This window comes from Bradyrhizobium sp. 139 (assembly GCF_023074175.1).
Lineage (GTDB): Bacteria > Pseudomonadota > Alphaproteobacteria > Rhizobiales > Xanthobacteraceae > Bradyrhizobium.
Genome location: NZ_JADPKS010000112.1, coordinates 1 through 856, shown reverse-complemented (window position 1 = coordinate 856; position 856 = coordinate 1). Strand labels below are relative to the sequence as shown.

At 63.7% G+C, this 856-nt stretch carries 2 protein-coding genes; both read right to left on the bottom strand.

Annotation, left to right across the window (positions count from 1 at the left end):
- Positions 1–225, bottom strand: a 225-nt coding sequence (locus IVA80_RS26595) for an NAD-dependent epimerase/dehydratase family protein (protein WP_247437276.1), incomplete at its 3' end; no start/stop codon positions are given.
- Positions 206–856, bottom strand: a 651-nt coding sequence (locus IVA80_RS26590) for a GDP-mannose 4,6-dehydratase (RefSeq protein WP_247437273.1), incomplete at its 5' end; no start/stop codon positions are given. The genes IVA80_RS26595 and IVA80_RS26590, both read right to left, overlap by 20 nt.

Here is an 856-nt window from a genome sequence, read left to right as displayed (position 1 = left end):
GATGCCGCCGACTTTTGCGGCGGCGAGGAAGATCACTTGCGGCCGCGTTTTCGCGAACCAGTCGAACACGGCGGCCTGGTTGCAGAGATCGACCTCGCGCCGGTCGACCGTGACGAGCTGCACGTCTTCCCGCGCGAGCCGGCGCAGCAGCGCGCTTCCGACCATGCCGCGATGGCCGGCGACGTAGACGCTTTTACCCTTCAGCTCAAACAGTGCGTCTGCCATGGGCCGCCTCCCGTTTTGCTTCCGCCAGATCGCTTGCCATCATCTCCTCGACGAGCTGGGCAAAGGTTCGCTTGGGCTTCCAGCCGAGCACCTGATGCGCCTTGCTGGCGTCGCCGACGAGGAGATCGACTTCAGTCGGACGGAAATAGGTCGGATCGATCTTCACCACGGTCTTGCCGCTCTTGGCATCGATTCCGGTCTCATCGGCGCCCGCGCCTCGCCATTCGACGTGGCGGCCAACCTGCGCAAAGGACAGCTCGACCATCTCGCGCACCGAGCGCATCTCGCCGGTCGCCAGCACGAAGTCGTCGGGCTTGTCGGCTTGCAGGATCTTGTGCATGCCCTCGACATAATCCCGGGCGTGGCCCCAGTCGCGCTTGGCCGAGAGGTTGCCGAGATAAAGCGTCTCTTCCAGCCCGACCTTGATACGCGCGACGCCGCGCGTGATCTTGCGGGTCACAAAGGTTTCGCCGCGGATCGGGCTCTCATGGTTGAACAGGATGCCGTTGCTCGCAAACATGCCGTAGGCTTCGCGGTAGTTCACGGTGATCCAGTAGCCGTAGAGCTTGGCGACGCCGTAAGGCGAGCGCGGATAGAACGGCGTCGTCTCCTTCTGCGGAATCTCCTGCAC